This window comes from Micromonospora sp. NPDC048907 (genome assembly GCF_055586885.1).
Genome location: NZ_JBVJHI010000001.1, coordinates 249,018 through 268,051, shown reverse-complemented (window position 1 = coordinate 268,051; position 19,034 = coordinate 249,018). Strand labels below are relative to the sequence as shown.

Below are 19,034 nucleotides of genomic sequence, written 5' to 3'. Positions count from 1 at the left end.
GGTGTAACCGTTGACACCCGCCGTCGATTCCGTCGCCGTGCCGCCGCGCGGCCACCGGGTGCGCCAGACCATCGAGCAGCTCCGGGGCCGGATCCTCGGCGGCGAGTGGCCGGTGGGCGCGAAGATCCCCACCGAGCCCCAGCTCGTCGCCGCCCTGGGCGTCGGGCGGAACACGGTCCGCGAGGCGGTCCGGGCGCTGGTGCACGCCGGGGTGCTGGAGTGCCGGCAGGGCTCCGGGACCTACGTGGTGTCGACCGACGAGCTGGCCCCCGTGGTGGCCCGCCGGCTCACCGACGACCGGATGGCCGAGGTCATCGAGGTTCGGCGCGCCTTCGAGGTGGAGGCGGCCCGGCTCGCCGCGCTGCGGCGTACCCCCGAGGACCTGGCGGCGCTCGACGGCGCGCTCGCCGCCCGGGAGGCCGCCTGGCGCTCCGGCCGGGTCGGCGAGTTCGTCGAGGCGGACGCCGCGCTGCACACCGCCGTGGTGGCCGCCGCGCACAACGCCATGCTGGCCGAGCTCTACGCCTCGGTCGGCACCGCGCTGCGCAGCACCGTCGCCCAGGCCATGGGCGAGACCCTGGAGCCCGAGCGGTACGTGGACCACGGCCGGTTGGTCGAGGCCATCCGGGACGGCGACCCGGCCCGGGCGGCGATCGAGGCCGGTGCTTTCCTCGAGGCCCCCTCCCGGGCATAGGTTGTGCCGGACGGAAATTCGGACAGCACGGGAGTGCGGATGCTCAAGGGCTTCAAAGACTTCATCATGCGCGGCAACGTCGTCGACCTGGCGGTCGGTGTCGTCATCGGTGCCGCCTTCACCGGGGTGGTCACCCAGCTCACCAAGTCGTTCCTGGAACCGCTGGTCCGGGTGCTCATCGCGCTGATCACCGGCAGCAAGAACGGCCTCAGCGGGTCCACCCCGAAGTTCCGGGGCATCCCGTTCGACTGGGTGGCCTTCGTGAACGCCGCGATCACCTTCCTGCTCACCGCGGCGGCGCTGTACTTCCTGGTCGTCTACCCGATGAACCGGCTCGCCGAGCGGCGCAAGCGCGGCGAGGAGCCCCCGCCTTCGGCGCCCAGCGAAGAGGTCAAGCTGCTCACCGAGATCCGGGACGCGCTGCTCGCCGGCAACCACGGCACCCCGGCCCAGCGGGGCGCGCTGGACGACGTGCTCGGCCGCCGGCAGGAGCCCCCGGCCGCGCGCTGACCCCATAGCCGATCGGCCCCCGTGGGAATCCCGCGGGGGCCGACGCATGTCGAACACATGTTCGATAGAGTCCGGGCATGGAGCAGCGCAGGCACTGGTGGAACGGGAAATGGGGGCGGCTGGCCCGGCGGGACGTCTTCCTCCGGGTCGACGGCGACCGCTGGCACGTCGAGCAGCGGGCCGGCGGCGCCGAGGGGGTCTCCCAGTTCTACGAGTACGCCAGCGTCGACGAGGCCGAGGAGACGGTCCGGGCGCTGCTCGAGGGGCCGGACACGTGGCGCGAGCTGTCCCCCCGCCCGCCGAGCGGCTGGGCCCCGCCCGTTTAGCGCCCGCGCGCCTCGGGAACCGCGCCTGTATGAGCCAGCAGCAGGACACCGTCTCCCGGGTCACCACAGGCATGCGGGTGGTCGACTCCACCGGCGTGGAGGTGGGCACCGTGGATCTCGTCCAGCGCGGCGACCCGGCCGCCGTGACCGTGCAGGCATCCGCCCCGGTGGACCCCGGCAGCAGCCTGGACGAGCTGATCGGGTCGGCGGCCGCCGAGGAGCCGGACGTGCCCGCCGACCTGGCCGCCCGGCTGCTGCGCGAGGGCTACCTCAAGGTCTCCACCGAGCTGGCCCGCACCGGTGCGGTCTACGTGCTGGCCGACCGGATCGCGGCGGTCACCGACGACGGCGTACGCCTCACCGTCCCCGCCGGCGAGCTTCCCCCGGAGGAATGAGCCCGCGGACGGTCGAGGAGACCGTTGCCGGTGTGCGCCGGTGGATCGTGGACGGGGCCCGCCTGATCAGCCGGCCCGGGCCGGGGCGGCCGGCTCCGGTGCCGGCTCGGCCACCGGTGGCGCGGCCGGGCGCCGGCGGCGGAACAGCAGGAGCATCAGCCAGCCGGCGACCAGCCCCCAGAACGCGCCGCCCACGCCGAGCAGGCTCACCCCGGAGGCGGTGACCACGAGGGTGACCACGGCGGCCTCCCGGGCGTCCGGCTCGGCGACCGCCGCCGCGACCGCGCCGGCCAGCGCGCCGAGCAGCGCGAGCCCGGCCACCGCCTCGACCAGGACCGGCGGGGAGAGCAGCACCAGGGCGGTGGCCACCCCGGCGCCCAGGCCGAGCAGCGCCAGGCCGATCCCCGCGGTGACCGAGGCGATCCAGCGCCGCTCCGGGTCGGGGTGGGCGTCCGGGCCGGCCGCCAGCGCGGCGGTGATCGCGGCCAGGTTCACCGCGTGCCCGCCGGCCGGCGCGCCGAGCGCGGTGGCGAGCCCGGTCACGCGGAGCGCCGAGCCCAGCGGGGCGCGGTAGCCGTAGCCGGCCAGCACGGCCGTCCCCGGCACGTTCTGCGCGGCCATGGTGACCAGGAACAGCGGCAGCGCCAGCCCGACGATCGCGGGCAGGGTCCAGGCGGGCGCGGTCAGCACGACGGCCGGGGCGGCGTCGATCCGGGCCGGCCCGGACGCGGTCAGCGCGATGGCCACCACCGCCACGGCGAGCGCGCCGGGCACCGCCCAGCGGCGGGCGAACCGGTGCAGCAGGAGCCAGGCGAGCACCACCGGCCCGGCCAGCCGGGGCACCTCGACCAGGGCCCGGACCGGCGCGGTGCAGAGCGGCAGCAGCACCCCGGCGAGCATGGCGCTGGCGATCGGCGCGGGGATGGCGGCGACGGCCCGGCCGAGCGCGGGAACCAGCCCGGCCGCGACGATCAGCAGGCCGGTGAGCAGGAAGGCGCCGACCGCCGCCGGCCACCCGCCGGGCACCGGTCCGGTGGCGACGAGCAGCGCGGCGCCCGGGGTGGACCAGGCGATGGCCAGCGGCAGCCGGTGCCGCAGGCCGAGCCAGACCGCGCAGCAGCCGCAGGCGACACAGAGGGCGAGCAGTCCGGAGGCGGCCTGCGCCCGGTCCGCGCCCACCGCGCGCAGCCCGGCCAGCACGACCGTGAACGAGCTGGCGAAGCCGACCAGGGCGGTCACCACGCCGGCCAGGACGGGTTGCAGTCGACCGGCCATTGCACTCCCCTCACCACCGTTCCGTTTACGGAACGGACCGATGTAGCACGATAGCCCCCATGGCAGCTGCCCCACCAGCCGGTGACCGGACCGCCGAAGCCGTCGGCCGGCGCATCCGCGCCCTCCGGGAGGAGCGGCAGATGTCCCTGTCCACGCTCGCCCGGCTGGCCGGCGTCGGGAAGGCCACCCTCTCCGGGCTGGAGAACGGCACCCGCAACCCCACCCTGGAGACCCTGTACGCGATCACCGCCCAGCTCGGCGTGCCGCTCACCGCCGTGCTGTCCGGCCCAGCGGAGACGCCGACCGTCCGCGGCGCCGCCGTGGGAGCCACCCTGCTGGAGGTCTTCCGCGACACCGACGCGACCTACGAGCTCTACCGGATGCGGGTCACCCCGGGCCCGGCGCAGCTCTCCCCCGCGCACCAGGCCGGCGTCACCGAGCACGTCACGGTCTTCGCCGGCGTGCTCCGCGCCGGCCCGGTGGACGCACCGGGGACCGCCGGCCCCGGGGAATACCTGCGCTGGACCTCCGACGTGCCGCACAGCTACGCCGCCGTCGGCGACGAGGAGGTGCGGGCGAGCCTGCTGCTGCGCTACCCGCGAACGACCACAGTGGATGACTGATACATACCGCGTGTGCAAGCCGGCGACATTTCTTCCAGCAGACCCAGCAATGCGTAGAGACGCGGAGCCGATGTTCTTGGCAAGCTTGTCTCCATGACGCTGATCCTCCGCTCGGCCATCCTCAACGACGTCGGCCTCGTCCGGACCAACAACGAGGACTCCGCCCTCGCCGGTGACCGCCTCGTGGCGGTGGCCGACGGCATGGGCGGCCTCCCCGCCGGCGAGGTGGCCAGCGAGATCGTCATCCGCATCCTGGACGAGCTGACCCCGCCGACCGCTCCCGACGAGGCGGCCGACGCCCTGCGCGCCGTGGTGAGCACGGCCAACCAGCGGATCCGCGCGGCCATCACGGTCGACCCGGCGCGCGACGGCATGGGTACGACGCTGACCGCCGCCCTGCTCGCCGGCGACTCCCTGGTCCTCGCCCAGGTCGGCGACTCCCGCTGCTACCTGCTGCGGGACACCGAGCTGACCCAGCTCACCCGGGACGACACGTTCGTGCAGGCCCTGGTCGACCAGGGTGCGCTCTCCCCCGACCAGGCCCGCCACCACCCGCAGCGCTCGCTCGTCACCCGGGCGGTGCAGGGCTCGGACGCGCCACCGGCCGTCGGGGTGCTCACCGTGTTCGCCGGCGACCGGCTGCTGCTGTGCAGCGACGGCCTCTCCGACTACGTGGAGGACGCCGCCATCACCTCGGCACTGGTCACCTACGGTGACCGCCAGCAGTGCGGCGAGCAGCTCGTGAAGCTCGCCCACCAGGCCGGCGCGCCGGACAACGTCACAGTGGTGGTCTCGGACGTCACCGAGGCCTGAGCCCGCCCGATTCCGGTTGCGCCGCCGCGTGGGTCGGGTTGGGATGGGCGGATGCGCATTCGCCGCTTGGCCGCCGAGGAACGCCTGACCACCAGCTTCCCGCTCCAGGCGTACGCCTTCGAGACATCGCCGATGGCCACGTCGCGGACCGAGGAGTTCCGCCAGTACCTCCCGTACAACGCGGGCAACCGGACACTGATCGTCGAGGAGGACGGGATCACCACGGCCGCCGTCTCGGCGGTCCCCATGCGGCAGAACCTGCGCGGGGCCGTGCTGCCGATGGCCGGCGTCGCCGGGGTGGCCACCCACCCGCTGGCCCGCCGGCGCGGGCACGTCCGCACGCTGCTGCACCAACTCCTCGACGAGATGCGGGACGAGGGGCACCCGCTGACCGCGCTCTACCCGTTCCGCGCCTCCTTCTACGAGCGCTTCGGCTACGTCGGGCTTCCCCGGCGGCGTACCGCGGTCTTCTCCCCCGCGGACCTGGCCCCGCTGCTCCGGGCCGAGCTGCCCGGCGAGGTGGTGTGGGAGCGGGTCGGCGCCGGCTACGAGCGGTGGCGGGCGTACACCGAACGCTGCCTGCGCGAGCGGCACGGGTTCGCGTGCTTCCCGGACTTCCGGGCCGTCGGGCTGCGCGACCGGGACGACCGCTGGCTGCTCACCGCCGTCCGGGACGGCGAGACGGTCGGCGCGGTCACCTACCGGATCGATGACCACGGCGGCACGCTGATCGCCGACGACCTGCTGGCCGGCGACCCGTACGCCCGGGCGTCGCTGCTCCAGTTCTTCGCCCGCCACGTCGACCAGGTCGAGCGGATCAGCGTCGACCTTCCCGCCGACGAGCTGCCCGAGCTGTGGCTCACCGACCTCGCCGTGCACGTCGAGGCGCGGGTGTCCCGGCCCGGCTCACCCGCACCGATGGCCCGGCTGCTCAGCCTGGACGCCCTCGCCGACCAGCCGGTCGGGACCGGCCGGGTCACCGTCGAACTGGTCGGCGACCGCTGGCTGGCCGGCACCCACCTGCTCGACGGCACCACCGGCACGCTGGAGGTGCTTCCGGCGGACGTCGCCGCGGCGGGCACCGTGCCGGCCGCGCGGCTCACCGCCGCGGGGCTCTCCGCCCTGGCGTACGGGGTGCTCGACCCGGCCGAGGTGGCCGTGCGCGGTCTCGGCGAGGTGCCCGTCGACGCGGCCGCCGAGCTGCGCCGGATCTTCCCGCGGGAGCTGCCGTACCTGTTCGCCGACTTCTGAGCCCGTTTCCGGTTCCGGGCCGGGGGTAGGGTCCTGCGGGTGCCGGAGTGGTGGGAAGCGGGATTCTGGGGGCTGCTGGCCGGATCGGCCCTGCTGATCGGGGCGGCCGTCGGGTTCTTCGCGCGGGTGCCGCGCCGAGCCATCGCCTCCGTCATGGCGTTCGGCGCGGGCGTGCTGCTCTCCGCGGTCTCGTTCGAGCTGATCGCCGAGGCCCACGAGCAGGGCGGGCTGAAGCCGGTGGTGATCGGGTCGACGTTCGGGGCGCTCGCCTACACGGGGGCGAACATCCTGCTGGCCCGGCGCGGGGCGCGGCACCGCAAGCGCTCCGGTGACGTGCAGCCCTCCGAGCAGGAGCAGCCCGGCTCGGGCACGGCCATCGCGGTCGGCGCGCTGCTGGACGGCGTACCCGAATCGGTGGTGATCGGCGCGAGCCTGCTGGCCGGCGGCCCGGTCAGCCTGGTCACGGTGCTCGCGGTCTTCCTCAGCAACGTGCCCGAGGGCCTGTCCAGCGCCGCCGGCATGCGCCGGGCGGGCCGGACCCGCCGCTACGTCTTCCTGCTCTGGACGGGCATCGCCGTGCTCTCCGGCGTGTCGTCCCTGGCCGGGTACGCGCTGCTCGGCGGCGCCCCGCCCGCGCTGCTGGCCGGCATCACCGCGCTGGCGGCCGGTGCGATCCTCGCGATGATCACCGACACCATGGTTCCGGAGGCGTACGAGGACGCCCACCTGCTCGTCGGCCTGATCACCGTCCTCGGCTTCCTGGTCGCGTTCGCGCTGTCCCACGCCTGACGCCGGCCCGGCCCCGGCCCGGTGGCCGCCGGTTGGCTTAGCGGCGGGTTAAGGATCCGGTCCGGAGTCGTGCGGCGGCGGGCGGTCCTCCTAGCATCGGGCGGTGCGTGTGAAGTCCGCTGCCACCCTCCTCGTCCTCGGTCTCGCCACCGCGACGCTGCCCGCCTGCGGAGGCGACCAGCCGGCAGGCTCGCCCGCGCCGGTCGCCACCACCACCGGCGCCGCCGCCGGTGCGACGCCGCCCCCGACCGGCGCGCCGAGCGCCCGGGCCGGTCTGGGCACCGCCAGGCCCAGCGCGACCCCCGCAGCTGTCGCGTTCCGGGCCGGCAACCCCGACGGGCACGCCAGCGTCCCCGCCGAGGCGCGGGCCGTGGACACGTCGCGACCCACCCGTACGGTCGGCACCGGCACCCCGGCGAGCTGCACCTCGGCCGCGGTGGTGAAGGCCGTGGCGGCCGGCGGGATCATCACCTTCGACTGCGGCCCGGCCCCGGTGACCATCACGATGAAGGCGACCGCGAAGGTGGTCAACTCGCACGGCCCGCGGGTCGTGCTGGACGGCGGCGGCAAGGTCACGCTGAGCGGCGGCGGCCAGCGCCGCATCCTCTACCAGAACACCTGCGACCAGGCGCAGGGCTGGACCACCTCGCACTGCCAGAACCAGGACCACCCGCAGCTCACCGTGCAGAACCTGACCTTCGCCGACGGCAACTCCACGGGCGACCGGACCGAGGGCGGCGGGGGCGGCGCGATCTTCGTACGCGGTGGCCGGCTCAAGGTGGTCAACACGCGCTTCGTGAACAACCGTTGCGACCGGACCGGCCCGGACCTCGGCGGCGCCGCGCTGCGCGTGCTCAGCCAGCACGACAACAAGCCGGTGTACGTCGTGAACAGCACCTTCACCGGCGGCGTCTGCGCGAACGGCGCGGCGACCAGCAGCATCGGCGTCTCCTGGACCGTGCTGAACAGCGTGATCCGCGACAACCGGGCGGTCGGCACCGGGGCGAACCCGTCCCGGTCCGGCACCCCCGGCGGCGGCAGCGGCGGCGCGATCTACTGCGACGGCAACGAGTTCACCGTCCGGATCGCCGGCACGATCATCGAGGACAACACGGCGAACGAGGGCGGCGGCGCCGTCTTCTTCGTCAGCAACAACCGCACCGGCACCATGAAGATCGAAGCCTCCACCCTCCGCCACAACCCCAGCAAGGGCTTCGAGACGCAGGGCTACCCCGGCATCTTCTTCCTGGGCGCCCGCCCACCCACGGTGTCCGGCTCCCGCCTCACGCGGTGATCCTGAGGCTGTCGCGACCGCCGTCGGCGCGTCGCGGCAGCAACCTCAGTAGGGGTTGCTGTGGCCGGGGAGCCGGGCCTTCAGGAGGGCCGTCGGACGGCCGGGGAGGGTCGGGTCCGGGGACATCGGCGGGGAGGTGGCGCCCGCGCGGTCGGACATGCCCTCGAACAGCTCCCGGAGCGCCGTGACGCTGTCGACCTTCGGGGTCCAGCCCAGTTCGCGCTCGGCGCGCTCACTCGACATGAGCGGGACGTTCAACGCCAGGTCCACCCAACCGGTGTCGACCGGCTGCAACCGCGCCCGCCAGGTCAGCGCCGCCGCCGCGCGGAGCACCGGGACGGCCACCGGCACCGTCCAGCCGTGGAAGTGCCGGGCCAGCAGCTCCGGGGTCAGCACCGGATCCGCGGCCACGTTGAAGGCGCCGCGCGCGTCACCCAGCACCGCCCGGGCGTACGCGTCGGCCACATCGTCGGCGTGCACCGCCTGCATGCGCAGCCGCCGGTTCGTCGGGACCAGCGGGATCCGGCCGTACCGGAGCAGCCGCACCGGCGCCAGCGGCCCGATGAAGTAACGCCGGATCTCCGTACCCGCGTCCCGCTGGAAGGTCAGCCCCGGCCGCAGCCGGACCACCCGCAGCTCCGGGCGCTCCCGCTGCACACCGTCCAGCAGCGCCTCCACCTCGGCCTTGTCCCGGCTGTACGACGACGTCTCCACCCCGGTCGCCGGCCAGTTCTCACTCACCGGGTGGTCCTTCGGGCCGGGCGCGTAGGTGCCGACCGACGAGGCGTGCACCAGGGCGGGAACACCGGCCCGGACGGCCGCCTCGACCACCGCCCGGCTGCCGCCCACGTTGGTCCGGTGCAGGGTGCGCTGGTCGTGGCTGGGCTGGATCTGCCACGCCAGGTGCACCACGGCCCGCGCCCCGGCGAAGGCCGCGGCCAGTTTCTCCACCGCGTCCGGCGCCCCCACGTCGCAGGAGTGCCACTCCACCCCGTCGTACGGCTCACCGGCGTCCGGCCCGGGCAACCGGCGCGCCACCCCGACCAGCTCCGCCCCGGGCTCCCGCCGCAGCCGGCGCAGCAGCGCCGTCCCCACGTTGCCGGTGGCCCCCACGATCACGATGCGCATACCGGTGCCGTACCCGTTGAAGCGGACAGCAACCGCTCACGGACGGGGGTTCGTCCGCGCCCAGCTCTTCTCGCCCTCACGCCGCCCCTGCGTGGCGGCCAGGCAGCGCGGGCAGACGTAACCCTCCGGGTCGGCCTCGGTGAGCACGTCGGTGTCCGAGTAGTCGAAGGGCACGTGGGGAAAGCGACGCAGCCGGGTACGGCTGAGCTGGAGCCCGCAGACCGTCTGGTTCTGGCCCGGCAGCCAGGCATGGACCTCGCCGCCGGGACGGCGCGCCCCGTCATCCCCGGCCACCTCGCTGGACGCCGCCACCGCGGCGGTGCTGCTCACCCTCATGCGTATCCCGGTTCCCCACCGGGGCGTCCTCATGCCCGGCGGTCGCCGGCGCGGAGTCTGAAGATCGACAGGTGGCGGAAGCCGGAAGCCCCGCGCGGGCGGGTTCCGGTAGCCTGGTCGGACGGGCCGCTAGCTCAATGGCAGAGCTGTGGACTTTTAATCCATAGGTTCAGGGTTCGAGTCCCTGGCGGCCCACCATGCTGTGACCACGAACGTTCACGAGGTTGGGTGACACGCCGCCTAACTAGGCTGAACGCATGACTGATGCGGCGGGACCGATCCAGCCGTCCGGGGTGTGGGCCACAGCCGTGGGCGTGGCCCGGGTGAGGGCAATGGAGACGGCACGCGAGCAGCCGCTGTTCCGGGACCCGCTGGCGCTGGCCTTCGCCACGGCCGGCGGGAGAGGCCCCGGGACGCCGCCGCCCCCGCGCGCGGACGAGGCGGCGCGGCGCCGCTGGCTCGGTGTGGCCTTCTCGATCGTCATCCGGACGAAGTTCCTGGACGACCTGCTGGATCGGGCGGTCGCGTCCGGCGTCCGGCAGGTCGTGCTGCTCGGAGCCGGGATGGACAGCAGGGCCTTCCGGATGGACTGGCCCGCGGGAACGCGGCTGTTCGAGGTCGACACGGCCGAACCGCTGGGCTTCAAGGCCTCGGTGCTGCGTCAGGAGCGCGCCATTCCGCGCTGCGAGCGGATCACCGTTCCGGTCGACCTACGCGAGGACTGGCCCGGCGCCCTTGCCGCGGCCGGGCACGATCCGGCGCAGCCGACGGTGTGGATCGCCGAGGGACTGCTGATCTATCTGCCCGAGGACGCAGTGGAGTCGCTGCTCGAACGGGTCGGCGCGCTGTCCGCTGCAGGCAGCAGGATGGGCCTCACCCTGGGCTCGCCCGGGGTGGTCGAACGCTTCCGCGGGGATGCCGCTCCGGGATCGGCAGCGTCGATGTGGGTCTGGGAGATGCCGGAGGACCCGGTCGGTTGGCTGGACGGCCTCGGCTGGGAGGCGGAGACCTTTACCCTGCGTGAGCGCGCCGAGGCCTACGGGCGTCCGGTGCTCACCCCGCCGCAGCAGGACGAGGGCGGGGGCGGACTCGTCTCGGCGGTACGCGCCGCGCACTGATCTGCCACCGACACAGCTCACCGATTCAATGCCGGCGGGCGAACGCGCGTCCGGCGATCGCGAACAACGACAGGCTGATCGTGGCGACGAACACGCGCACCGTGGGGTCGAAGTTCAGGGCCGAGCCGAGGTCGCGGGAAACATGCGTGGCGATGAAGGTCGGCACCGCGCTCCATACCGTGTCTGCGAGCAGGAGCAGCGCGGTGATCGCTATGAAGCCGGCGAGCAGGCATTGACGCATGTACCTGCCGGACCGCTTGCTGCGTGCCCACAGCCGGCCAAGGGCCGAAGTCGGTGGCCTGCGCCAGCTGCCATGGCGGACCCAGACGTCCTCCTGCTCGGCCAGGGGGTCGCGGTTGACGATCGCCAGTATCAGCTTGTAGGTGTGCATGAGCAGGGCGAAGGTCGACGGGGCGTCGAACGCGCACCAGCGCTGCAACTCCCGCGTCTCCGCGCGGATCCTGCCGGCCCACCCGCGCAACTGCCGATCGGTGACGTCGATACCGGTCCGATGCACGCGATGCCACGCGAGTTCGAATCGTGTAGCGGCGCGGTCCAGCTCCGTCACGGCATGGCGCCGGACCTGCGGCGCGGACTCCACATAGTCGCTGAACTCCAGGAGAGCAGCGACCATTGCCACGTCAGGACGTGCCCAGTGGATCCGCTCGAGGCGCCAGGACATCACGATCGGCCACATCGCGGCGACGAACAGGCCAGCAGCGGCGAACGCCAGCCCCAGCAGGATGTCGTGCCACCGTGTTGCGTCGATTCTGGGCACGGCCGACAGCACGACGCACGCCACGGTGACGGCTGCGGCGCAGGCGGCCGACAGGCGGGACGAGATGGCGAAGATGGAGACCATCGCCCCGATCCAGAAGCCGAATACCAGACAGGTGGCGATGGCCACCAGCCGGTGGGTCACCGGCCCGTCGACCATCACGAGTGCGGCCGCGGCGGCCACCACCACGTTGACCTTGAGCGCCAGTGGTCGTGGAATGCTGAATCGCCGCAGCTCGGAGTCCCGCCATTCCCGTGCGGTGGTGGCGGCCCGCACCGTGGGCAACACCGACACCGGGTCGATGTCGACGTGAGCCCAGAAGTTCTCGTAGAGCGGATCGAAAAAGTCGTCTCGTCTCTCCTTTTCGCGCCGCCTCGTGCGGTTGGACACGGCAGTCGCTTCGATCCGCTCGCCGGCGACGATCCACCACGGCGGTCCGTCCAGCGCGTCGGCGACGTCATCGGCGGTCAGCGGATCGCCGACGTCCAGCCCATCGTCGGCGAACTCGTCATCGCTGATCGGTATGAAGTAATCGAGATCGCCGTCCTGGCCTGTGCCGGGGATCGGAACCGCTTCCGGTTCGGGTGCGGCGGTCGCCCGTCGTCGCAACTGACGTCGGGGTCGAGGTTGTGCGCCAGCGCCCACGCGATCACCACCAGGTCACGGATGTGCCTCCACCTAGTAACACACCACAGCAAGGCGGGACCGTCGAGCGCGGGGCCGGGACCGATGAGATCGCGCGGTCTGGCCCGTCTACCTCCTGTCTCCAGCGAGCCGAGGAGAAGGCGGCGTGACGGACGTCGGCCACTCACCATCGGCGAACTCGCTACCGGAAGGATTCAACTGATGATCGCGAAAGCGGCCTCCATGCGGATCAACGTCAACGGCGTTGAGCTGTGCGTCGAGACCTTCGGTGACCCGGGGGACCCGCCGGTGCTGCTCATCGGCGTGACCATGATGAGCTGGCCGGACGAGCTGTGTACGAAGCTGACCGGGCGCTACGTGGTGCGCTATGACCTGCGAGACGCCGGCCGGTCGACGTTCGTCGATCCGGACGCTCCCGCGTACGACCTGCGTGATCTGGTGACCGATGCGGCCGAGCTGCTGGCGGCGCTGGAGTTGCGGAGTGCGCACGTGGTCGGGCTCGGCGTCGGCGGCTTCGTCGCGCAGTTGCTTGCGCTGGACCATCCTGACCGGGTCGCGTCGCTGACGCTGATCTCCACCCGGCCGGTCGCTCCCGGCCCGGTGGATCCGGACCTGCCCGACCACGCGCCGGAGCTAATGGCGGAGCTGTTCGGCCGGCCGCAGCCGGACTGGACCGATCGTGACAGCGTCATCGATTACATGGTCGGGGCCGCAAGGGCGATGTCCGGCACGCGAGGATTCGACGAGGCGGACGCACGTACCACTGCCGGGCTCGTCTTCGACCGGGCGGCACGGACGCCGGAGGCGCAGCGTGCCAGCCACCTGGGCACCATGTTCGCCGCCATCGACTGCCGGCCCCGGTGGCGTGAGCGGTTGGGCGACATTGCCCTGCCGACGCTTGTCATGCATGGCGACGAGGATCGGTTCTTCCCGTACGGGAACGGCGTGGCGCTGGCCGAGGAGATCCCCGGCGCGACACTGCTCCCGTTGCGCGGTATCGGCCAGGGCCTGCCGCGGGCGGCCTGGCCGGTGGCGGTGGACGCACTCCTGCGCCACACGTCCTGAGCCCGCTTGCCGCCCCCTGGCGACGCTCCGGTTGAGGACGCGGGTCAGCGGGCGGGGCAGTATCGGAGCCGCCGGCTTCCCTTCCAGGACGGCGAAGCCGTCTGGTCGGTGGTCGGCGACGAGATCGCCGCGGGCCAGCGTTTCAAGGGGCAACAGCCCGGGAGCCCACTCTCTCGACGGGTGATTGCAGGCCGCCGTGCTCGCGGGCACTCTCAAGACAGCGTTCCTGGCTGGGGCCTCGACCCTTGCCCGGCGGGCCTGGACTTCGTCGTGCTCGATCGCGAGGACGACGGCACGCTGGAGATCGGGCCGCGCGAGGGGTTCGGTGGTCCGCAGCCGACGATCATCCTGAGTCGGGATGAGCCGGAGAAGGGGAAGTCCCGGCTGCACATCGACGTGAACGCCACCGACCGCGATCAGGATGCCGAGCTCGAACGCCTTCTCAAGCTCGGTGCGCGCCGGGCCGACATCGGCCAGACGGGGCAGGAGCAGTGGCATGTCCTGGCCGACCCCGAGGGCAACGAGTTCTGCCTGCTCAAGGCCCGTCTCGACCCACTCTGACGCGCATTGGTCTCGGTGGTGGTGATGGAGAAGGTGGCGACGTTGTCGGCCGGGTCGGAGTCCGGGTACCCCCCCACCGCGCGGCGCTCACCTCGACGCCGGCCCGCCCCAGGTCGCCGACCGGCGTGTCCGCCGACACGAAAGTACAGGTCGAACATCCGCGCCTCACCCTCCATGAACTCCAGCGGGCAGCGGCGTCGATGGTCGCAGGTCCGGCCACTCCCCGCTGCCCCGCGAACACCTTCCGCTGTCGCCTGCAACGTCAGGCGAATCGATGACGCCGGATGGCCGAAGGAAGTTGATCGCCACGGTCCGCCGTCCGGTCGGGCCGTCACCGGCGACGTGAAGACACAGCCCGTCCTGCTCGTCGACCTCGTGGTGCCCAGCCCGCTCAACCCGGCTCACGCGCCGGCCAAGCCACGGTGCCAATCAGGCAGCGCCGCCTAGCTGCGGTGCAGACGTCAGCAATTGAAATTATGCTCGCGTTCCATGGCAAGATCAGCTCCGTGCAGATCGGGATGCTCGGATCGTTCGAAGTTCGTGCGGACGACGAAGCCTTCGCCGACGTGCCGGGGGCGCGCCTGCGCGGCCTTCTGATCGCCCTCGCGCTCGAACCCGGTCGCGTGGTCCCCAAGGCGACGCTCGTCGACTGGATCTGGGGTGAAAACCCGCCCGCCGACGCGACGAATGCCCTGCACCGCTTGGTTTCCCGGCTCCGGAAGGCGCTGCCGGAGGGATCGGTCGAGGGGCACACAGACGGCTACCGGTTGGCGGTGAAACCCGACGCCGTAGACGCCGTGCGGTTCGAACGCCTCGTCACGGCGAGCCAGATCCGCAATGACGACGATCCACAGCGCGTACGACTGCTGCGCGAGGCCCTCGCCCTGTGGCGCGGCGCCGCCATGCAGGATGTCGATCTACCGGACAGCGCGGCGTTCGACGCGGCGGTCACCCGGCTCGAGCGGTTACGCCTGGCGGCCATGGAGGATCGGTTCGACGCGGAGATCAGCCTCGGCCGTGGTGCGGAGCTGGTCACCGAACTGACCGACCTGGTGGCCGCACACCCGGTGCGGGAACGGCTTGTCGCCGCGCTGATGCGGGCCCTTGTCGCGGCCGGTCGCGACAGCGAGGCGCTGCTCGTGTACCAGCGCACGAGAGAAGCCCTGGCCGACGCGCTGGGCGTCGACCCCTCATCGGAGCTATCCGCGCTGCACGTCGCGCTGCTGCGAGGCGATGTGGGACGGCGGGAGGAGCAACGGAAGACCAACCTGCGTGCCGAGCTGACCAGCTTCGTCGGCAGGGACGTCGATGTCGCCGCGGTCGGCGAACTCATCAGCGGACATCGGCTCACCACCCTGATCGGACCGGGCGGGTCGGGGAAGACGAGGCTGGCCACGGAAACCGCGCACACGCTGCTCGGGGACCTGCCGGACGGGGCCTGGCTGGTGGAGCTCGCAGCCATCGGCGCGGACGGTGACGTGGCGCAGGCGACGCTCACCGCGCTCGGCCTCCGGGATGCCCTGTTCGGCGAGGCATCGGGCGCGGAGCCGACGGACCGCCTCATCGCCGCGATCCGTGACCGGGCGATGCTGCTGATCCTGGACAACTGCGAGCACGTGATCGAGTCGGCGGCGACCTTCGCCCACCGGGTGCTCGGAGAGTGCCAGCGGCTGCGGATCCTCGCGACAAGCAGGGAACCACTCGGCATCACCGGTGAGTCACTGTGGCCGGTCGCACCGTTGGACCTGCCCGTGGAGGGCGCGGACCCCGGCGAGATCGAGTCGGCTCCGGCCGTCCGGCTGCTGCGGGACCGAGCCGGCGCAGTGCGCAAGGACCTCGCGATCGACGCCGACGGGTTGGCGGCCATGGCGCGGGTCTGCCGGGCGCTGGACGGGATGCCACTGGCGATCGAACTCGCCGCGGCCAGGTTGCGCACCATGTCGCTCGATCAGCTCGCCAATCGGCTCGATGACCGGTTCCGCCTGCTGACCGGCGGTAGCCGTACCGCGCTGCCGCGGCACCGGACGCTGCGTGCGGTGATCGACTGGAGCTGGGAGCTGCTCACCGACGCCGAACGGGTGGTCCTGCACAGGCTCTCGGTGTTCTCCGGTGGCGCGAGCCTGGAAGCGGCCGAGCGGGTCTGCGTGGGCGACACGGTCGAGACGGGTCACGTGTTCGAACTGCTGACCGCGCTGACCGAGAAGTCGCTGGTGCTCGCCGAGGGCGAGCGGGCGCCGCGCTACCGGATGCTGGGCACGATCAAGGAGTACGCCGAGCAGCGTCTCGCGGAGGCGGGGGAATCGGTGCTTGCCCGCCGGGCGCACCTCGCGTATTTCACCGAACTCGTCGAGACCGCGGAGCCGCATCTCTATCGCGCTGAGCAGTTGGAATGGCTGGCCAGGCTCGAGGTCGAGCATGACAACATCGGTGCTGCGATGCGCGGTGCAATCGCGGCCGGCGAAGCGGACGGGGCGATGCGACTCGCCGCTGCCGCCGGCTGGTACTGGTGGCTCGGTGGGTACAAAGCCGAGGGCAACGAGCTGATCATGGCGGCCACCGCCCTGCCCGGCGAGGTGGCCGACGAGAGCCGGGCCGTGGTGTACGCGCGTGCGGTACACGCCGGCGTGCACGCTGGTCGTTCGGTTCGTGATCTCGGGATCTGGGGGCCGGGTGATCAGCACCAGGCGGAGGAGTGGATCCGCAAGGCCTACGAGATCAGCCAGCGTGTTCCCCGGCATCACCGGGCGCTGAGGTTCGTCGCCGCACTGGAACGCCTGTTGCGCGCGCCGGACGCGGCCGCGCCCGCGTTCGAACAGCTGCTCACCGACGAGGACCCCTGGCTACGCGCCCTTGCCCGGCTGCACCTCGGCAGGTTGCGGATCGTGCTGGGCCACGACAGCTGGGATGCGGACGCGTATCTCGAGACGGCGCTCGCCGAGTTTCGCGCGCTCGGCGACCGGTGGGGGACGTCGTTCGCCTTGACCGAGCTGGCGAATCGGATCGCGATGCGCGGCGAGTTCGCCCATGCCTGCGAGTACTACGACCAGGCGATCGGGGTCGTCACCGAGTTCGGCGCCAACGAGGATGTCGTGCCGATGCGGTCGCGGCAGGCCCAGTTGTACTGGCTGTCGGGCGATGCGGAGGCGAGCGCGGCCGCCATGGCGGAGGCACAGCGGTACGCGGAGCGAGTCTCCTGGCCGAATGCGCTGGCCGAGCTGGCGCTGGCGAAGGCGGAGCTCGCGCGCTGGAGCGGCGACGCCGAGCAGGCACACCGGCAGCTCGACGTCGCCACAGCGATGCTGGGCGGCCACGCCAAGCGGGCGTATGTCCGCGCGGTGGCACATGACCTGCTCGGCTACCTTGCCGAGGATCTCGACGAGGCTCGCGAACACCGGGCCGCAGCCTTCCTGACGGCGACCGAGACGGGGCATGCTCCCCTGATCGCCCAGGTGCTCGTCGGGGTCGCGGACCTCGCACTGCGCCGCGACCAGCCCGAGCAGGCCGCACGGCTGCTCGGGGCGAGCACCGGCGTGCGCGGGCTGCCGGATCGTTCCCACCCGGACGTGGCCCGGATCGAGCAGACGGTGCGGCGCCGCCTCGGCGAAGCGACGTTCGCCGAGGCGGCGCTGGAAGGCACCGGGACGAGCTGGAGTCAGGTGGCCGCCGTCACGCTCGCTTCGTGAACGTGGAGGACGCCCACAGGTACCCGACAAGAGCGATCCCGACGCACCAGGCGAGGGCGGCGATCACGTCGCCGGTCTCCGGTGAGCCGTTGAGGAACCCGCGCAGGGTTTCGATGATCGGCGTGAAGGGCTGGTACTCCGCGAACTGCCGGACGCCCGGCCCCATCTTCTCCGCCGGAACGATCGCGCTGCTGAAGAACGGCAGCATGACCAGCGGCACGGCGGCCATACCCGCCGTTTCCGGAGACTTCGCCGACAGGCCCAGGGCGACCGTGAGCCAGCCGGCCGCGAAGCCGAGCAGCACGACGACGCCGACCACGCCGAGCCAACCTCGGACACCCGCCGATGGGCTGAAGCCCAGCAGGAAGGCCACCCCGACGAGAGCCCCGGAGGCGACCAGGTTGGTCAGCACACTGGCGACGACGTGACCGGTCAACACCGCACCGCGGGAGACGTCCATGACTTTGAAGCGGTTGATGATGCCCTTCGTCATGTCGGAGTTCACCGCCGTCGCGGTGGACCCCAGCCCGTAACAGACGGCCAACAGCATCAGTCCCGGCGTCGCGTAGTCGATGTAGTCGACACCCACGTTGAAGGCGTCTCCGAACACGTACACGAACATCAGCATGAGTATGAGCGGCATCAGGACCGCGTTGAACACCGAAGTCGGATTCCGGGCGATGTGTTGGAAGTTGCGACGCAACATGACCATCGAGTGGGACTTGGTGCTCATTTCGCGTCCACCTCCGTGGTGTGGCCCGTCAGGGCGAGGAAAACGTCGTCGAGGTCGGGTCTGTGCACGGAGCACTCCTCGGCACTGAGTGAGTACTCGTCGAGCCGGTCCAGCAGCACCCGCAGCGACTTCGTGTCGCCATCACCGGGAACCCGCAGGGTCAGCGCCTCGGCGTCCTGCGTGGAGCCGGTGAGGACCCGCGCGGCCGCGTCGAGTTCGCAGACGCTGGTGAACCGGAGCCGGACGTGGGTCCCGGGGATCTGGCGCTTCAGCTCGTCGGGAGTGCCCTGGGCGACCAGGCGGCCCTGGTCGAGTACCGCGATCCGGTCGGCGAGCTGGTCGGCTTCCTCGAGGTACTGGGTGGTGAGGAAGATCGTCACCCCATCGGCCACCAGATCACGGGTGATCGACCACATCGTCCGACGGCTGCGCGGGTCGAGTCCCGTCGTCGGCTCGTCCAGGAAGATGATCCGCGGGTTGCCGACGAGGGTCATCGCCAGGTCGAGCTTCCGGCGCATGCCCCCGGAATAGGTCGACACCGGCTTCTGCGCCGATTCCACCAGATCGAAGCGCTCCAGCAGTTCGGTGACGATCCGCTTGCCGTCCCCGGAGGTGGCCCGGTTCAAATCCACCATCAGCTGCAGGTTCTCCTGCCCCGTCAGCAGGTCGTCCACCGCCGCGAACTGACCGGTGACCCCGATCGCCGCGCGCACCGCCTTCGGCTCGGTGGCGACATCGTGCCCGGCGACGCGGACCGTCCCGCCGTCGGCCTCCATCAACGTGGTCAGCACGTTCACCGTCGTCGTCTTGCCCGCCCCGTTCGGACCGAGCAGGGAGAAGATGGTGCCGGCTTGCACACCCAGATCGATGCCATCGAGCACGATCTTGTCCCCGAAGGCTTTTCGCAGGCCTGAAACCTCAATCGCTGAACTTGTCATGCAGCCACGATCAGCGCCCGGCCTGTCACGTGCCTGACGCGCCCCTGACACGACCACTGACACGGCTTTCCGCCGACGC

Annotated in this window: 19 protein-coding genes and 1 tRNA gene; 14 read left to right on the top strand and 6 right to left on the bottom strand. The window is 72.1% G+C overall.

Annotation, left to right across the window (positions count from 1 at the left end):
* Nucleotides 1-10: 10 nt before the first annotated feature.
* The 4 genes from ACZ6PY_RS01390 to ACZ6PY_RS01375 all read left to right on the top strand — a co-directional run bounded on the left by ACZ6PY_RS01390 (nt 11) and on the right by ACZ6PY_RS01375 (nt 1,925).
* On the top strand, nt 11-694 hold the full coding sequence (locus ACZ6PY_RS01390) for a FadR/GntR family transcriptional regulator (RefSeq protein WP_466068200.1): 684 nt from the start codon (nt 11-13) through the stop codon (nt 692-694).
* A gap of 39 nt (nt 695-733) precedes the next feature.
* On the top strand, nt 734-1,204 hold the full coding sequence (mscL, locus tag ACZ6PY_RS01385; RefSeq protein WP_466068199.1) for a large conductance mechanosensitive channel protein MscL: 471 nt from the start codon (nt 734-736) through the stop codon (nt 1,202-1,204).
* Between the two features lie 77 nt (nt 1,205-1,281).
* Nucleotides 1,282-1,530 (top strand): hypothetical protein, encoded by a 249-nt coding sequence (locus ACZ6PY_RS01380; RefSeq protein WP_091264120.1) that lies wholly within the window; start codon nt 1,282-1,284, stop codon nt 1,528-1,530.
* Between the two features lie 29 nt (nt 1,531-1,559).
* Nucleotides 1,560-1,925 (top strand): hypothetical protein, encoded by a 366-nt coding sequence (locus ACZ6PY_RS01375; protein ID WP_466068196.1) that lies wholly within the window; start codon nt 1,560-1,562, stop codon nt 1,923-1,925.
* Between the two features lie 66 nt (nt 1,926-1,991).
* Here the strand turns inward: ACZ6PY_RS01375 and ACZ6PY_RS01370 are convergent, their stop codons facing one another.
* On the bottom strand, nt 1,992-3,200 hold the full coding sequence (locus ACZ6PY_RS01370) for a benzoate/H(+) symporter BenE family transporter (RefSeq protein WP_466068195.1): 1,209 nt from the start codon (nt 3,198-3,200) through the stop codon (nt 1,992-1,994).
* Between the two features lie 59 nt (nt 3,201-3,259).
* Here ACZ6PY_RS01370 and ACZ6PY_RS01365 point away from each other — a divergent pair, with 59 nt between their 5' ends.
* From ACZ6PY_RS01365 to ACZ6PY_RS01345, 5 genes are all read left to right on the top strand, one after another.
* Nucleotides 3,260-3,823, top strand: coding sequence for a helix-turn-helix domain-containing protein (locus ACZ6PY_RS01365; RefSeq protein ID WP_466068194.1), 564 nt, complete (start codon nt 3,260-3,262; stop codon nt 3,821-3,823).
* A gap of 93 nt (nt 3,824-3,916) precedes the next feature.
* A complete protein-coding gene (locus tag ACZ6PY_RS01360) occupies nt 3,917-4,636 on the top strand; it encodes a PP2C family protein-serine/threonine phosphatase (RefSeq protein WP_262283429.1) in 720 nt (239 codons plus the stop codon).
* 51 nt (nt 4,637-4,687) lie between these two features.
* Nucleotides 4,688-5,887 carry a GNAT family N-acetyltransferase gene (locus ACZ6PY_RS01355; RefSeq protein WP_466068192.1) on the top strand — a complete coding sequence of 400 codons (1,200 nt, stop codon included), beginning with the start codon at nt 4,688-4,690 and terminating at the stop codon, nt 5,885-5,887.
* Nucleotides 5,888-5,926: 39 nt separating this feature from the next.
* Nucleotides 5,927-6,676 (top strand): ZIP family metal transporter, encoded by a 750-nt coding sequence (locus ACZ6PY_RS01350; protein WP_466068190.1) that lies wholly within the window; start codon nt 5,927-5,929, stop codon nt 6,674-6,676.
* 103 nt (nt 6,677-6,779) lie between these two features.
* A complete protein-coding gene (locus ACZ6PY_RS01345; protein WP_466068188.1) occupies nt 6,780-7,970 on the top strand; it encodes a hypothetical protein in 1,191 nt (396 codons plus the stop codon).
* A 45-nt stretch (nt 7,971-8,015) separates the two neighbouring features.
* On the opposite strand, the gene ACZ6PY_RS01340 is transcribed toward ACZ6PY_RS01345, so the two are convergent.
* Nucleotides 8,016-9,098: an NAD-dependent epimerase/dehydratase family protein gene (locus tag ACZ6PY_RS01340; protein ID WP_466068186.1), complete on the bottom strand. Its 1,083-nt coding sequence runs from the start codon at nt 9,096-9,098 to the stop codon at nt 8,016-8,018.
* 36 nt (nt 9,099-9,134) lie between these two features.
* The gene (locus ACZ6PY_RS01335) at nt 9,135-9,434 is read right to left on the bottom strand and encodes a hypothetical protein (protein ID WP_466068184.1); all 300 of its coding nucleotides are present in this window, start codon (nt 9,432-9,434) and stop codon (nt 9,135-9,137) included.
* A 123-nt stretch (nt 9,435-9,557) separates the two neighbouring features.
* Between ACZ6PY_RS01335 and ACZ6PY_RS01330 the strand changes: the two genes are divergently transcribed.
* Nucleotides 9,558-9,632 (top strand) — tRNA-Lys (locus ACZ6PY_RS01330).
* A gap of 59 nt (nt 9,633-9,691) precedes the next feature.
* A complete protein-coding gene (locus tag ACZ6PY_RS01325) occupies nt 9,692-10,552 on the top strand; it encodes a class I SAM-dependent methyltransferase (protein WP_466068182.1) in 861 nt (286 codons plus the stop codon).
* Between the two features lie 25 nt (nt 10,553-10,577).
* Here the strand turns inward: ACZ6PY_RS01325 and ACZ6PY_RS01320 are convergent, their stop codons facing one another.
* Nucleotides 10,578-11,975, bottom strand: a complete 1,398-nt coding sequence (locus ACZ6PY_RS01320; protein ID WP_466068180.1) for a hypothetical protein — start codon at nt 11,973-11,975, stop codon at nt 10,578-10,580.
* A gap of 201 nt (nt 11,976-12,176) precedes the next feature.
* Here ACZ6PY_RS01320 and ACZ6PY_RS01315 point away from each other — a divergent pair, with 201 nt between their 5' ends.
* The 3 genes from ACZ6PY_RS01315 (at nt 12,177) to ACZ6PY_RS01305 (ending at nt 17,284) form a co-directional block, all read left to right on the top strand.
* Entirely contained in the window at nt 12,177-13,040 is an 864-nt protein-coding gene (locus ACZ6PY_RS01315) for an alpha/beta fold hydrolase (protein WP_466068179.1), read from the top strand.
* A gap of 108 nt (nt 13,041-13,148) precedes the next feature.
* Complete coding sequence (locus ACZ6PY_RS01310) at nt 13,149-13,601, top strand: VOC family protein (RefSeq protein ID WP_466068178.1); 453 nt, start codon at nt 13,149-13,151, stop codon at nt 13,599-13,601.
* A gap of 506 nt (nt 13,602-14,107) precedes the next feature.
* Entirely contained in the window at nt 14,108-17,284 is a 3,177-nt protein-coding gene (locus tag ACZ6PY_RS01305; protein ID WP_466069360.1) for an AfsR/SARP family transcriptional regulator, read from the top strand.
* Here ACZ6PY_RS01305 and ACZ6PY_RS01300 read toward each other — a convergent pair.
* Together ACZ6PY_RS01300 and ACZ6PY_RS01295 are read right to left on the bottom strand one after the other, a co-directional pair.
* On the bottom strand, nt 17,268-18,017 hold the full coding sequence (locus ACZ6PY_RS01300) for an ABC transporter permease (protein WP_466068177.1): 750 nt from the start codon (nt 18,015-18,017) through the stop codon (nt 17,268-17,270). The genes ACZ6PY_RS01305 and ACZ6PY_RS01300 overlap by 17 nt on opposite strands.
* Complete coding sequence (locus tag ACZ6PY_RS01295; RefSeq protein ID WP_466068175.1) at nt 18,014-18,955, bottom strand: ATP-binding cassette domain-containing protein; 942 nt, start codon at nt 18,953-18,955, stop codon at nt 18,014-18,016. Before ACZ6PY_RS01295 ends, ACZ6PY_RS01300 begins: the two co-directional genes overlap by 4 nt.
* Nucleotides 18,956-19,034: the final 79 nt, after the last annotated feature.